Origin of the sequence: Cylindrospermum sp. FACHB-282 (assembly GCF_014697195.1) — a bacterium.
Lineage (GTDB): Bacteria > Cyanobacteriota > Cyanobacteriia > Cyanobacteriales > Nostocaceae > Cylindrospermum.
The window spans coordinates 1-13,905 of sequence record NZ_JACJRJ010000033.1; the positions used below are offsets into that span (position 1 = coordinate 1).

10 protein-coding genes are annotated in these 13,905 nt (G+C 42.2%); 3 read left to right on the top strand and 7 right to left on the bottom strand.

The window, feature by feature from the left end:
- Positions 1-150 precede the first annotated feature (150 nt).
- The 3 genes from H6G32_RS17120 to H6G32_RS17130 form a co-directional block, all read right to left on the bottom strand.
- The gene (locus H6G32_RS17120) at positions 151-1,938 is read right to left on the bottom strand and encodes an alpha/beta hydrolase (protein WP_190460435.1); all 1,788 of its coding nucleotides are present in this window, start codon (positions 1,936-1,938) and stop codon (positions 151-153) included.
- Between the two features lie 337 nt (positions 1,939-2,275).
- Positions 2,276-3,196 carry a DMT family transporter gene (locus H6G32_RS17125; RefSeq protein ID WP_242046628.1) on the bottom strand — a complete coding sequence of 307 codons (921 nt, stop codon included), beginning with the start codon at positions 3,194-3,196 and terminating at the stop codon, positions 2,276-2,278.
- Positions 3,197-3,462: 266 nt separating this feature from the next.
- Positions 3,463-4,032 (bottom strand): fasciclin domain-containing protein, encoded by a 570-nt coding sequence (locus H6G32_RS17130; RefSeq protein WP_190460437.1) that lies wholly within the window; start codon positions 4,030-4,032, stop codon positions 3,463-3,465.
- 482 nt (positions 4,033-4,514) lie between these two features.
- Between H6G32_RS17130 and H6G32_RS17135 the strand changes: the two genes are divergently transcribed.
- The 3 genes from H6G32_RS17135 to H6G32_RS17145 all read left to right on the top strand — a co-directional run bounded on the left by H6G32_RS17135 (position 4,515) and on the right by H6G32_RS17145 (position 9,234).
- A complete protein-coding gene (locus H6G32_RS17135; RefSeq protein WP_206757972.1) occupies positions 4,515-7,550 on the top strand; it encodes a PAS domain-containing hybrid sensor histidine kinase/response regulator in 3,036 nt (1,011 codons plus the stop codon).
- The gene (locus H6G32_RS17140) at positions 7,547-8,917 is read left to right on the top strand and encodes a sensor histidine kinase (protein WP_190460441.1); all 1,371 of its coding nucleotides are present in this window, start codon (positions 7,547-7,549) and stop codon (positions 8,915-8,917) included. The genes H6G32_RS17135 and H6G32_RS17140 overlap by 4 nt, the downstream gene beginning before the upstream one ends.
- Positions 8,918-9,039: 122 nt before the next feature.
- Positions 9,040-9,234: a patatin-like phospholipase family protein gene (locus H6G32_RS17145; RefSeq protein WP_190460443.1), complete on the top strand. Its 195-nt coding sequence runs from the start codon at positions 9,040-9,042 to the stop codon at positions 9,232-9,234.
- A 43-nt stretch (positions 9,235-9,277) separates the two neighbouring features.
- Here H6G32_RS17145 and H6G32_RS17150 read toward each other — a convergent pair whose 3' ends face one another.
- The 4 genes from H6G32_RS17150 to H6G32_RS17170 form a co-directional block, all read right to left on the bottom strand.
- Entirely contained in the window at positions 9,278-10,525 is a 1,248-nt protein-coding gene (locus tag H6G32_RS17150) for a nucleotidyltransferase domain-containing protein (protein ID WP_190460444.1), read from the bottom strand.
- Between the two features lie 111 nt (positions 10,526-10,636).
- The gene (locus H6G32_RS17155) at positions 10,637-12,454 is read right to left on the bottom strand and encodes an ABC transporter ATP-binding protein (RefSeq protein WP_190460446.1); all 1,818 of its coding nucleotides are present in this window, start codon (positions 12,452-12,454) and stop codon (positions 10,637-10,639) included.
- Positions 12,455-12,457: 3 nt separating this feature from the next.
- Complete coding sequence (locus tag H6G32_RS17160) at positions 12,458-12,991, bottom strand: lasso peptide biosynthesis B2 protein (RefSeq protein WP_255502439.1); 534 nt, start codon at positions 12,989-12,991, stop codon at positions 12,458-12,460.
- 4 nt (positions 12,992-12,995) lie between these two features.
- Positions 12,996-13,886, bottom strand: a complete 891-nt coding sequence (locus H6G32_RS17170; RefSeq protein ID WP_190460448.1) for a glycosyltransferase family 2 protein — start codon at positions 13,884-13,886, stop codon at positions 12,996-12,998.
- Positions 13,887-13,905 lie beyond the last annotated feature (19 nt).

The following is a 13,905-nucleotide window of genomic DNA, read 5'->3' on the forward strand; positions in this document are numbered from 1 at the left end:
CGTGGGTATCCCGGAGGCTCTAAACGCCTGTGGAGAACTTGTAAGTCCTGAATTACTTCAGGCAGAGATCGTTGAAGCAGGAATCACGCGACTTTGAGTCGTGTGAGGTTCAATGATACTTTCCCGGTGAGAAAGCGGGAGATTCTACATTTACAAAAAAATTGTGCCTTGCAGCAGAGAAAGGCCGATATCTAATATCCAAAATCCGAATCTAACTATAGTGTCGGGGGATTTTGGCTTGACGGTGTTTGTTCCGTTAATATTATCACCCATTACTGCTGCTAATTCTTTGGTACTCAAGGACTGGACAAGACTCAAACCGAGAGATTTACTAGAAATGCTTTTGGCATAGGCGGCGTTAAGGTATGAAGTGTATTGTGATTTTCCCGCTACATAGGTTTGGAAAAAAGGCAAACTCAAAACTTTCATGTAACGACGTGCAAGAGATGCATCACCAACCATCTCCGCGGGTAAGGCTACTTGCTCACTTCCAGGGTTACTATTGCCAATGGTGGAGAAATGGGTTGCACCAATGAGGATGAGGAGATATTTGTGTGCATTAGCGAACCAGGAGAAGGGAAGGATTTGTTCAGATAATGCTGGGGCGACAGTATCTTCACTACTACCGACAAGTAACACAGGGGTTTTTATTTGGCTTAAGCCCAGTTTGCCAAAAATAGAGCTGGTCATGGGATTAACTGCGATCGCCGCTTTAACTCTCTCATCCCCCAAGTCATACTCTTTGCCAGACTGGTCTACACTCAATTCTAAAGCGCGACATTGCAGTAGTAAAGACATATTCCAGGTATCTTGTAGTGAATCTGGCTGACAGTCTTCCCTTAATTGCTCAAAGTTAATTTTTGCCCCTGCTAAAGCTAAAGCGGTGTAACCACCAAAAGATTGACCAAATACGCCCACTTGTTGCAGATTTAACCGACCCTGAAACCTGGAATCAGCTTGGTTACTCTTTTCCAGTTGGTCTAGGATGTATTTTACATCCCTTGGTCGGTCTTTAAATTCATCTGGTGCTGCTACTTCACCGGCGCTACCATTCAGCAGCGATTGTAATTGTTTAGCATCACTACCCGGATGATTGGGAACAACGACAGCAAAGCCGTGGGAAGCTAGGTGAGTGGCTAAATAGCGAAAGTTGCTGCTGTCTAAACCCAAACCATGAGAAATCACAATTACGGGTGCGGGACTGTGGACATTAGGAACATAAACATCTGTTAACAACAGCCGATTGCGCGTTAAGTCGAAAAACCTCAGCGGATACTTTTGCAGTTTAAACTGTCCCTCTGTCTGTAAATCTGGCAATGAGGATAAATTTGCAGCTGGGATGGTAGCAGCTTCTATGTTTGACTGTTTTGTAACTAAAGCGATCGCCCGGCTGGTTTCGCTGATCAGTTTTTCCAGTTCTCCAGCTATTCCCAGACTATGGACTAAATCAATATGAATGCTGTTGGTGGGATACTTACGCAACAGATTCAACAGCGTCAACCCTCCTGGTTCCGCAGTTGCTAAAATCAACGCTGATCGCAAAGTCTGAAGTTTCGATTCTGCTTGACGAGATGGGGTTTTAATTAATTTTGCCAATCGGCGCAGTAGAAATTCCCCTTGGGCTGTGTAGAGAAATTGCGAAACCACTGCTGGACTAACTTTTACAGGCTGAAGTAATACCTGCCGCAATTCCTGGAGTTGTGGCGCTTGCAGATACTGTTGATATTTTCTCAACTCGTCATTAATGGCACCAGTTTTTGCGTAGTTCTCTAAAATACTGACGCTCAAAGTTAGTTTTAGGGGTGAATAAGATGCATATATTCGCTCTGCTGCCATGACAGAATTACTGAAACCAAATATAGGCAACAGTATCGCAAGAGCCAGCGATAGCAAACTTTTTCTCAGGGTGCTGGCCCAATTACCAAACAGACTATTCATCGCTCAACTTTTTTCGGTGATGTTGTTTAGCGAGGCGTTAGTTTTGGTAGTTATTCAAGCACCCTGATTCGTTTACTTAATATTAAACGCCTCAGTTTTATGGAATTTTTTTCGAGCTTTGTTTCTGTAGAACAAAACTTCAAAACTTAAATGCTATAGAGCTACTCATGTAGGCAAAATATCCACCAGACAAGAGTTTGAGTCTACTTAGCTGCATTTACTTTAAAAGTATAACAAACAAAAAAATACGTCACCTCAGTATTTATAATGTAGCTTTAGATGTAAAATAAATTTTCCCCAGAGAATAATCACAGTACCATGGTGAAAATAATTTTTATTAATGAGATTTTCCTAAAGCAATTGTCCCTGAACCAGCAACAACTAGCAATGCTCCCAAAATTCCTATTGATTTCAGGTGTTCTGGGGGTATTAAAGTAGGTGCAATTCCTGACACTAGCCAAACTGAAATTAAGGTAATAATGGGGGTTAAAGCTAAGACAGCACTCACTCGTGACGCTTGCCAGTGTTCTAATGATTCGGCAAAAGCACCATAGGCAATCAGAGTATTTAAGGCGCAAAAAATTAACATTCCTAAATCTAAAGGGTCAAGGGTGAGCAGTGATTTTAATTTGGCGAAAGGAGTGAATAATAAAGCACATCCGCCGTAAATAATCAGCATGATGCTTGAGGAAGATAAAGATTGCAATAGCTGCTTTTGGGCCAAAGCATATATAGCCCATGCTGCGGCTGATAGTATAACCAAGCCACTACCAAGAAGATATTTACTAGGTGCTGTGATTAAATTCGTTAGCTGTGAGTGAAAAAATAAAGCCAACCCCAGAGTGCTCACAGTGACCCCTAGCCATTGACTCAGGGTGTAACGTTCTTTGAAAATCGCCAAACCGCCGAAACCCAATAAAACAGGTGCTAACTGAATCAAGACCTGGGCGTTAGCGGGGGCTGTGAGGGCTAAACCTTGGGTAAATAAAACGTAATTACTTGCCAAGAATATAGTAGTGATCGCTATTAATTTTCCAGAAGCAGAACCCAGCTGTTGTAAAGTGGGTAACTTTCCTGTCACCCCTAAATATGTAGCCAGCAAGGTAAACGCCACTAAAAAGCGAAACCAAACGACTGTGTAGACATCTAGCACTTGTAGCGTCACCGTCAGGGCAATAGGTAGAATTCCCCACAAAAAAACCGTTACCAGGGATAAAGCCAGCCCTAAACGCCAGCGACCGGAACTTTGATGCATCATTGAGTTAAGAGTTAAGGGTTAATGGTTAATAATACTTAATATTTCTGACTTTGGACTATAGCAGTTTGCACTGGAGTCTAAATATAGAACCTAACCGTTAATTAACCCCTAACCCTCCCTGCAAGGTGAGGGAAGCAGAAAAAATGGGTGTTAGTTGCAATGAAAATACTTTTCAAAGCCTCTCTCCACATTTTAAATTGGGGGATTTATTAGGGCTGAACATTACATAGTTTTTATGTGCAGCCCTGAATATTCTGGACGCAATATTACAGCAGTAAACCAGGTGGTATCAGCACTGTGTCAATAACGTGAATATAGCCATTCCTGGCTTTAACATTTAGCTTTTTAAATTTGGCCTTACCGATTTCTAAATGACCTTTCTTACTCTTAAATTCCACCAGTCCACCTGCATAAGTCTTAATTTTTCCAGGCTTGATTTTTTTATAATCAATTGAGCCATAAAGAACGTGATAAGTCAAAATCTGCTGTAACACCAGTTTGTTTTCTGGTCTGAGGAGTTTTGCTAAAGTAGCCGGTGGTAAAGCCGCGAATGCAGCATCAGAGGGGATAAAAACAGTTAATAATCTATTGCTAGAGAGGGTTTCTACTAGTCCAGCCCTTTCGATAGCCTTAACAAAGGTATTGCAGCCGCAGAGAGAGTTACTACTAGCAACTTCGACAATTGAACCTACCTGAATCACTGAAGTAACTGGTGCCGGGTGTACGGCTTCTTGATGATGTTTCTTTTTAGCCCAAGAAGGAGAACCGGCTAAAAGACTAGTTGCAGCGATCGCTATACCAGCTGTTGTAATAAGTAAGCGGTGAGATGCTTTCATGAATGTAAACCTGGTAAAATTTGCACTGGAGAATGGAGATTTTCGCTAATAAAAATCTCCTGTGATGGCTGAAAATGCCTGACAGGTAATTGCTTTTGAGAAAGCTAATATAGTATTCTAAGACACTGAGAGCTTACCGTGAGTATTGACCGAGTTTACAGATTGTAGGTTCCCCAACAAATTGACACCGGAGATTATTTATACCACTTAAATTTATTCAAACCCCCTCACGATGGGATTAAACAGAACTATTGGTTAACCTCTGTTACTTTTTCGTGTATACAGGGAATTATGTATTTATGTGTCTTAAATGCCCAAATATGGTTGATTCCCATAAACAACAAAGCCCAGATGTCAAGGGAATCTAACCATTGAGCGAGTAAAAGCCCTGAAATCCCCGCCCGAATTCAGGATTGATCATCAGCAAAAAATTCCCATTCGATAACCCCCAAGCAAATGAGCCACAGTCGAGTATGAGCGAAATGCCAGAGAGAGCAAACCCCCAGGAAGCTGTAGAGCAAAAGGAAGAACAGTCTAGCGGTGGAGTGAGTGAGTGGATGGGAGCAAACACTGACAAAGGAGAAATGGATCTGCATGAGAGTAAAGCATACTTACAGCAGGCAATTGAATATGCTCCTGTGGCGATCGCCATGTTTGATCGAGAAATGCGCTATCTGGCTGTAAGTAGCAAATGGCTGTCGGAGTATAATCTCACCGATGAGGTGATCGGACGCTCTCACTACGAGGTATTTCCTGACATTCCTCCAAAATGGAAGCAGATGCATCAGCGGTGTTTAGCAGGAGCTATCGAACAACGTGATGAAGATCCTTTTCCACGGGCAGACGGGTCTGTAGAGTGGGTGCGCTGGTCAATCCGCCCTTGGCATCAGGCCAGCGGTGAAATCGGCGGCATTATTTTGTTCAGCGAGAACATCACTCAGCGCAAAAAAGCGGAAGAAGCACTACGGGAAAATAACTTGCTGTTGCGCTCCATTTTGGAAAGTATACCAGAGTCAATTGTTGTTAAAGATTGTCAAGGGCGTCATGTCGCCCTCAATACCAATTTGGCAAATTTTTTTGGCAAGCCAATTGAGGAGATCATCGGCAAAGACGATACTGAACTTCTACCACCTGACGTTGCCTGTAAAATCATGGCAAAAGACCGCCAGATTCTCACAACAGGCATTAGCGAGACTTACGAAGAAGAGGTCTCTAATGAGGACTATAGGGGCACCTTTCTCACCACAAAGGCTCCTTGGCGGGATACTCATGGCAACATTCTCGGCATCATTGCCACAACACGAAATATTACCGAACAGCAAGCTGCGCTGCGCGAACGCAAACAAGCTGAAGCAGCCCTGCGGGAAAACAACTTGCTGTTACGCTCCATTTTGGAAAGTACACCAGACTTAATTGTTGTTAAAGATTGTGAGGGTCATTATGTCGCCCTCAATTCCAATGCGGCGAAATTTATTGGCAAGTCAGTAGAAGATTTCATTAACAAAGACGATTTTGAAATGTTCCCGGCTGACGTTGCCCGTGAAATGATCACAAAAGATTCCCAGATTCTCGCAACAGGCATTACCGAAAGTTATGAGGAATATCTTTCTAATGGTAATGAGAGCGGAATCTTTCTAACTACTAAGGGGCCTTGGCGGGATGCAGAGGGTAATAATCTTGGCATCATCGCCACCACCAGAAATATTACTGAACGCAAACAAGCCGAGATAGCACTTCAATATAGCGAAGGGCGATTTCGCTCACTGATTGAAGCAACTACCAATATTGTCTGGGTTGCTAATGCAGAAGGTGAGTTTGTCACTGAACAAATTCAATGGAGTACATTTACCGGACAGTCCTTTGAAGAATCTAGAGGATTTGGCTGGCTGAATCAGATTCATCCCGAAGATCGAGCTTACACCCTAGATGTTTGGTCAAAAGCCCTGAATAATCAGGCACTTTATGAAATTGAGTATCGCGTGCGCCGTGAAAATGGCGAGTACTGCTACATGAATGCACGAGCTGTGCCGATTTTCTACGATGATGGCAATATCCGAGAGTGGATTGGCATCAATACCGACATTACTGAGCGCAAGCAAGCAGAAATCGCCCTTGCCCAAGCCAAGGAGGCAGCGGAAGCAGCGAGTTACGCAAAAAGCGAATTTCTGGCTAACATGAGCCATGAATTGCGTACACCCCTCAATGGCATCTTGGGCTATGCTCAAGTTCTTCAGCGTTCCAAACACTTGCACGAAGAAGAGCGATCGCGCATTGATATAATTTACCAATGCGGTTCGCATTTATTGACCTTAATCAATGACATCCTGGATCTGTCTAAAATTGAAGCGCAAAAAGTGGAACTCATGGTAACAGATTTTCACTTCCCGGCGTTTCTGCAAGGTGTAGCTGAGATGTGCCGCATCAGAGCCGAACTCAAGAACATTCAGTTTTACTATCAATTAGCTTCAGAAGTACCCATTGGCATCCGTGCCGATGAAAAACGCCTGCGGCAAGTATTGATCAACCTTTTAAGCAATGCCATCAAATTTACCGATGCAGGCGGCGTCAACTTTACAATTAGTTATGCCGCTGAAGGCAAAATTCGCTTTGAAGTCCGCGACACGGGAATGGGCATCCCCCAGGGAAAACTCCAAGCTATTTTTCTACCCTTTGAGCAAGTGGGAGACAGCCGCAGACAGACTGAGGGCACCGGCTTGGGATTGGCAATTAGTCAAAAAATTGTTGAATTAATGGGCAGCACCATTCAGGTTCAGAGTGAGTTGGGCATTGGCAGTATTTTCTGGTTTGATGTCAACCTGCCCACAGCTGATGAGTGGGTCAAAACATCTCAAGCCGATGATTATGGACAAATTATCGGCATCAAAGGTTGTAGACCAAAGGTTCTCATCGTTGATGACAAATGGGAAAATCGCTCAGTCATCGATAATTTGCTCAGTCCCATCGGCTTTGATGTGACTGAAGCTAGCGATGGAGTAGAAGGCTGGCAGAAAGTTTCCGAAATTCAGCCAGATATTGTCATCACTGACATACTGATGCCAGAACTTGATGGATTCGCGCTCATCAAACGCATTCGCTCCTCAGAAGCCGTCAAAAACATCGCCATCATTGTTTCGTCAGCAAGTGTGTTTGAAACTGATCAACATCGCAGCTTAGAAGTAGGAGGAGATGATTTTCTGTCTAAGCCTGTAGAGGCAGTAGTTCTGTTCCAGAAATTGCGGAAACTTCTTCATCTGGAATGGATGTATGAAGAACAGAAGACTGTAAGCCACCTAGGGAGAGATAATGCTGGACTAGTCGCTCCACCTACACCAGAACTAGAAATCCTGTACAACTTAGTCAGGAAAGGCAACTTCAAAGGAATTATTAAACAAGCAGCATTGCTTGAACAAATGGATGAACAATATATCCCCTTTGCCAAAAAATTGCATAAACTAGCAAAAGGTTTTCAAGACCAAGAAATTCTAGCACTCATTCAATCTTATCAATCAGCATTATGAATCTAACACCTGATCAAATAGCAACAGTTCTCATTGTTGATGATAATCCTGCAAATTTAAGTGTTTTATCTGATGCCCTGGATCTAGCTGGGTTAGAAGTATGGGTAGCAAAATCTGGAAAAGTAGCTCTGGAACGGGTCGAATATGCGCTACCAAATTTAATTTTGTTGGATGTGATGATGCCAGAGATGGATGGATTTGAAACCTGTCGTCAATTAAAGATAAATCCAGCAACTAAAGATATTCCTGTTATCTTTATGACGGCACTTTCCGACACTGCTAATAAGGTCAAAGGATTTCAGACGGGCGCGGTGGACTATATTACTAAGCCCTTCCAGCAAGAGGAAGTGCTATCACGGGTTAAATTGCACTTAAAGCTGCATGATTTATCTGAAAAATTAGAGCAGAAAAATCTACTTTTAGCGCAAAAAATTGCAGAGGTAAGCCTTGCATATCATGACTTGAAACTGACGCAAATCAAACTAATTCAAAGTGAAAAACTTTCTAGTTTAGGACAAATAGTTACTGGAATTGCCCATGAGATTAATAATCCTGTAAATTTCATTTATGGGAATCTAATTCATGCTAGTCTACATAACCAAGAAGTGTTGAAACTCCTGCAAGTCTATCAGGAAGAATACCCAAATCCTACCCCACGAATTCAAGCAGAACTTGAAAATATTGATTTAGATTTTATCCAAGGTGACTTGTTAAAGCTGTTGAACTCAATGGATGTTGGTGTACAACGCATTCGCGAAATCCTCAAATCTATGCGGATTTTCTCCCGTGTCTACGAAGCTGAAATGAAAGCAGTTAACATCCATGAAGCTATTAATAGCACACTCACTCTTTTGAATTACCGCCTCAAACCAAAACCAGAGCATCCGGGAATCGAAGTGATTAAAGAGTATTGTCAGATGCCATTAGTTGAATGCTATGCAGGACAACTAAATCAAGTGTTTATGAATATTCTTTCTAATGCCATTGATGCACTGGATAAATATAACCTACAGCGTTCATTTGCCGATATTCAGAAGCAACCAAGTCGAATTCACATTCGCACTAAAATGATAGGAGATGAATGGGTTGCCATCCACATCGCTGATAATGGTTCCGGTATCAGTGAAGAAGTAAAAGAAAAGTTGTTTAATCCCTTCTTTACAACTAAAGCTATCGGCAAAGGAGCCGGATTGGGTTTGTCTATCAGTCACCAGATTGTTGTAGAAAAGCATGGTGGCAGTCTCTACTACCAATCAACACCAGAAAAAGAAACAGAATTTGTGATTAAAATTCCCATTCGTCAGCAAGTTTCCCAAGTTTCTTCTACTGCTGCACCTAGGGATTATCATTTAACTCCTGGTGCTTGAGTTATCTGCATAGAGGGTGTTAGGGAAATGCAGTAATGCACCGCCATTATGGGAATAAAGATGGTGCGCTACACTTCGTTAATGCCCGCATAAATATTTAATAGTATTGTATATGTTGTTGATTGTCTGAAGTTTATAAAAATTACTTAAAATCTATCCTAAATATTGAGCTTTGGAAAATATGCACCGCCTCAGCCTCAGCACCAACATTTTTCCCTCCTGACGAACTCCCCTACAACTCTGAGGAATATCTTCCCCAGATTGATGGTGGGGTAGTGGCTAATAACCCAGATTTGGCTGCGATCGCCATTGACTAATGAAGCGATCGCCCCCATCAAAAGAGTTGACAAATTATTAATACTATGATTTGGTTTGTCCTAACAATCTTTTCCCATACTTGCTAACTAACCGGATTGGTCGAATAAGATAGTAGAGGAAAGACAGAGAACGGGGCAGCTGCAGAAAACTCCAATCTCTAGCGTTGGGGACTGTTGATAAAAGAAAGTATTTGACTCTATCTTGAATGCGTTCTCTGGCCTGGATATAGAAAAAAGAGTTACCCGATATACTGGATGAATTAACAGTTTCGCAAAACAGTCCTTCGCGCACCTGCTTTGCAAGCGATGTTACCATTGGATCTGCCAGCACTCTTTGCGAAATGGCACTTGGTAGCGCTGTTCCCAAAAGATCATGTGCCAGGAAAAGACCTAGAAGCAGTATTCGCTCACTACCAAGTGTCCTAGACTTGGACAGCACAGAGTTCCAATCACTCTCTTGATAAAGGGTTACAAGTTGAGCAATATCACAAATCCATCCTAGTCTTTCCCAGCCGTGATGAGTTCCATGCACACAGAGAAAAAGAAGCAAATCTTCAAAATTAAGATTGGGTACTACAATGCCTGTCAAGGATAATGGCTCAAGACGCTCCCATAAGCTCTGTGAATCGAGGGGAAAACACAGGTGTCTTCGTGTCAATCTCCAGTGTAGGTCAACAGCGACCATGCAATCTTTGCGATTAAAGAGATGCTCACCCTCAGTTTGAAGATGTCGTATTTCGTCAGCCTCTTTGACAGACCATGAACTGTATCCCCTAGAAACGAGCAGGTTCTTGACTTTTAAAACATCATGCTCGTGAACTAAAATATCTAGATCGCCAAACTGCCGTAGAGCAAGGTTTCCGTAAGCTGTAGCTGCTAAAACTGGTCCTTTGAAGGGGATGGCAGGAATTTCATGCTCTTGGAACAGTTCTAGGAGTTTAAGCAGTTCTTGGGTGAGGAAGAGATTACGTACAGCGTTGGAGTGGAAAAAATTCTTCAGTTGAGCTATATTATCGGTTACTCTATCTGAGCAGGTGGTATTGAGGCTCTGGTAGAGGAGTGGGATAACGCCATGACGGCTTGCTGTCTCAATCAGGTAATTCCAGTTAATGTTTTGTTGGACTAGGGTTTTGATGCTTTCAGCGGTTTCGGTGGTTATGTGGGTGCGGGCACAGCACAGAAGTAGCTCGATTTCTGGGTTAGTCGCGGCTGGTGTTTTGGTAGGTGGTTGAATAAAGGTTGTCATAGATTCATCGGTAGTTTTTGGCTTGGGTTTCAAATAAGTTTGCATAGGTACCGTCCAACTGCATCAGTTCGTCAGGGAGCAGTGTGATTTTGTGAGGTGCTTAAAATTAAGGCACCAAATCACTTTTGTTGGCAATTGAGTAATAGGCTTGTTTAATCACTTATAGTGTTGGGCTTGGGTTTTAAACAAGTGTGCATAGCTACCACTCAGATTTATAAGTTCCTCATGGGTGCCGCTTTCAATAATTGAACCGTTTGCCATAACGTAGATACAGTCAGCCATTCTGACGGTTGATAAGCGATGGCTGATGAGAATAGCAGCTTGATTTTTAATGAGTTCGCGGAAATTTTGAAACACCTCTTCTTCGGCTTTAGGGTCTAGAGCGCTAGTTGGTTCATCCAACACAATTAACTGTGAATCTCGCAAAAATGCCCTTGCCAAAGCGATTTTTTGCCACTGACCGATGCTCAATTCTTCTCCTTGTTCAAACAATTTGCCCAGTATGGTATCGTAACCTTGAGGTAGCTTGCTGATGAAATCATCAGCACCGGAACGACGGGCAGCATCGGTGATTTTTTCGTGGGTCAATGGCAGATTGATATTTGCCATCCAAATATTTTCTTTAGCAGTCAGATGATATTTCGTATAGTCTTGAAAAATCACGCTAATTTGACGACGGAGGGCAGCAATTTCAAATTGGCATAAATCTACGCCATCAATGGTAATGCTACCAAAAGTGGGATCATATAAGCGACACAAAAGCTTAATTAAAGTAGTCTTACCAGAGCCGTTTTCTCCTACCAACGCCACCACTTCACCTGGGCGAATAGTCAGATTAATATCTTGAAGTGCCTGACGCTTCGTAGTCGCATATTGAAAGCTGACATTATTCAACACAATGCCATGTTGCATTGGTATAGGAAAAGGTTTTGGATATAACGGTTCTACAACCTTTGGTTTCAGGTCTAGGAATTCATATAAATTAGCGAGAAATAGATTGTCTTCATATAGACCAGAAAGACCACCCAAGAGACTTTTCAGGTCGTTTTGTCCCCGTTGCAATGCCTGGTAATAGAGTACTAAGTCACCAAAGCGGATAGTGCCTTGTATAGTTTGATAAATAATGAAACCATAGGCAGTAAAAACTAAAATTGCCGCTACTGCTTGAGCAAAAAGATTAGCGATAGACTGTCTAGTGGTAATGGCGAGGTTTTCCTGGTATAGCTGCCGCCGCAAGCGCAGATACCACTGACTAAAAAAAGAACCTAAATCAAACAAGCGAATTTCTTTAGCGTGTTGCTCTGTAGTAAGTATCCGACTCAAGTAGCCTGCTTGGCGTTCCTGGGCTGTCTTTTGACGCTGCCAATGATACATAATGCCGGAGTATTTCACCCGCACTACCATCGCCGGAATCGTGGCAACAAATAAGATAACTCCTATTCCCCAATGCAATGACAGTAGCAACCCCAGCATCGCCACCAAGGATATACTACTCAAGCATAGCCATGCCAAACGATGTAGTATTTGCCCAGGTCGAGAAGGAGCTTCTTTTTGCGCTCGCTGCAAGGCATCATAATATTCGGCGTTTTCGTAATACTCCAAGTCAACCTCAATTGATTTAGCATGGAGAATGCCTTGCATATAGTCGGTGAGTCGCTGAGATTGAGCGCTATACACCAGTTCAGTCAGGGAAGAACACAGGGTAGTTACTAGGGTGATAGCACCAAAGAAGCCAAGTAAAAGTAATACTCGACTAAAGGCGGCTCCTTTGTCGGCAACATTAACGCTGGCGGCTATTGTATCTACGATGAGTTTGGTGAGGTAGAGAGAGAGTAGAGGCAATAAACCTTGAATAATCAAAAGTGCAAGCAAAGCAATAGTCAAATGAGGACTACTTTGCCAGACTAGGCGCAAGGCAGGCAGAATGCGTAAGCTTTGTTGGATTTTATATCTTAAAGTTTTGCCTGCTTTCATATTTTAAATATGCTCTTTAGCAAAAGATGCCAGTTGGCTAAAATTAGAAAAATCTGTGACATTGCCAATCACAACCTGTCCTCGACTTTCTAACCATGCATGAGCCTTCAACTCTCCTGCTTCACCTTTGGCAACACCGATGCAGAGATTGGATGCATAACCGTAGTGATTCATGAAAACTTGGCAAGTCAAGGCACGCGCCAAACACTTGACACCAGGTGTGTAATGACTGCTCAGTTCAACAGCCCAGACAATTTTATCAATAGAGTGTTTCTCTTGGCATTGAGGTTTGGTTTTACTGATGCTTGATAGAAGTTGCTGCAAGGTTTTAAATGAGAGCAAAAATAAACCTAATCTGATTAATACTAGTAAAACAAAAGTGCTAATTAAAAGTTGTCTTTTTTGAGAATCTAGTCCAAGAAATTTAGATAATTTATTCATTGATACTTCAACAGTGACGCGATGTCCTTCTAATAACAACTCTTCTGTAAAATGAGAGCCAATAAATCCGGCTCCGCCAGTGACAATAAAATGCATGATCTTAAATTTGCTCAGTAGATATAGATAATCGCAACTCCTCATAACTAGCGGTTTCACCCCGCATTTCTCGATAGTGTTGTAAAACTCCACGGACTTTATCAATTTGATTATTTTGAATATAGAGATGGGCAAGTGTAAGGTAGAAATTATAAAAGTAGGAATCGAGAAAATTCATAGGAAATTTTAGGAATTCTGGATTGCGCTCAATGACTTTTTCCTTAACTCGCAGGCAGCTAACAAGCATCTGCTCTTCATTCCCAGAAATATTATTTGGCGATTGCCGATAACGCGCTAAGGGTTGATTTAAAAAGTAAATCGGAAATTTTTCAATCACACGCAGCCATAAATCGTAATCTTCACAACATCTCAGAGTTTCATCAAACAAACCCACTTTATCTAAACAGTCTCGACGCACAATAACCGTTAGGACTGGAATGTAGTTGTATCTAAAGAGAGTCCATAATACCTGAAGATTAGGGGTAGGAAAGGCTGTATTGTACGAACCTGGAAACAAACCCCGTTTATCAGAAAAAAAGAGTGAATCTGAATAGATCAAACCAATGCCTGGATTGGCTTCCAAAACGGAAATCTGTTTTTCTAACTTCTGAGGTTCCCAGAGATCATCATCATCTAAAAAGGCGATATACTTCCCTTTAGCAGAGCGAATTCCAGCATTGCGAGCCGCAGATAATCCTTGATTGGCTTGATGAATAGCGGTAATTCGATGATGATCGCTAAATTGAGCCAGCACTTGCGAAGTGTTATCCTGAGAACCATCGTTGATGACGATAATTTCGTAATCGCTGTAGGTTTGTGCCAGAACGCTGTTAATTGCCTGACTGACAATGTGGCCACGCTGGTAAGTAGGAATAATAACACTGACAGTTGGCATAAAAAATTGCAGATTAAAA

What these genes read in the sequence shown, in the direction of transcription:
- H6G32_RS17120 (WP_190460435.1), bottom strand. Translation starts at nt 1,938, where the DNA reads ATGAATAGTCTGTTTGGTAATTGGGCCAGCACCCTGAGAAAAAGTTTG.
- H6G32_RS17125 (WP_242046628.1), bottom strand. Translation starts at nt 3,196, where the DNA reads ATGATGCATCAAAGTTCCGGTCGCTGGCGTTTAGGGCTGGCTTTATCC.
- H6G32_RS17130 (WP_190460437.1), bottom strand. Translation starts at nt 4,032, where the DNA reads ATGAAAGCATCTCACCGCTTACTTATTACAACAGCTGGTATAGCGATC.
- H6G32_RS17135 (WP_206757972.1), top strand. Translation starts at nt 4,515, where the DNA reads ATGCCAGAGAGAGCAAACCCCCAGGAAGCTGTAGAGCAAAAGGAAGAA.
- H6G32_RS17140 (WP_190460441.1), top strand. Translation starts at nt 7,547, where the DNA reads ATGAATCTAACACCTGATCAAATAGCAACAGTTCTCATTGTTGATGAT.
- H6G32_RS17150 (WP_190460444.1), bottom strand. Translation starts at nt 10,525, where the DNA reads ATGCAAACTTATTTGAAACCCAAGCCAAAAACTACCGATGAATCTATG.
- H6G32_RS17155 (WP_190460446.1), bottom strand. Translation starts at nt 12,454, where the DNA reads ATGAAAGCAGGCAAAACTTTAAGATATAAAATCCAACAAAGCTTACGC.
- H6G32_RS17160 (WP_255502439.1), bottom strand. Translation starts at nt 12,991, where the DNA reads ATGCATTTTATTGTCACTGGCGGAGCCGGATTTATTGGCTCTCATTTT.
- H6G32_RS17170 (WP_190460448.1), bottom strand. Translation starts at nt 13,886, where the DNA reads ATGCCAACTGTCAGTGTTATTATTCCTACTTACCAGCGTGGCCACATT.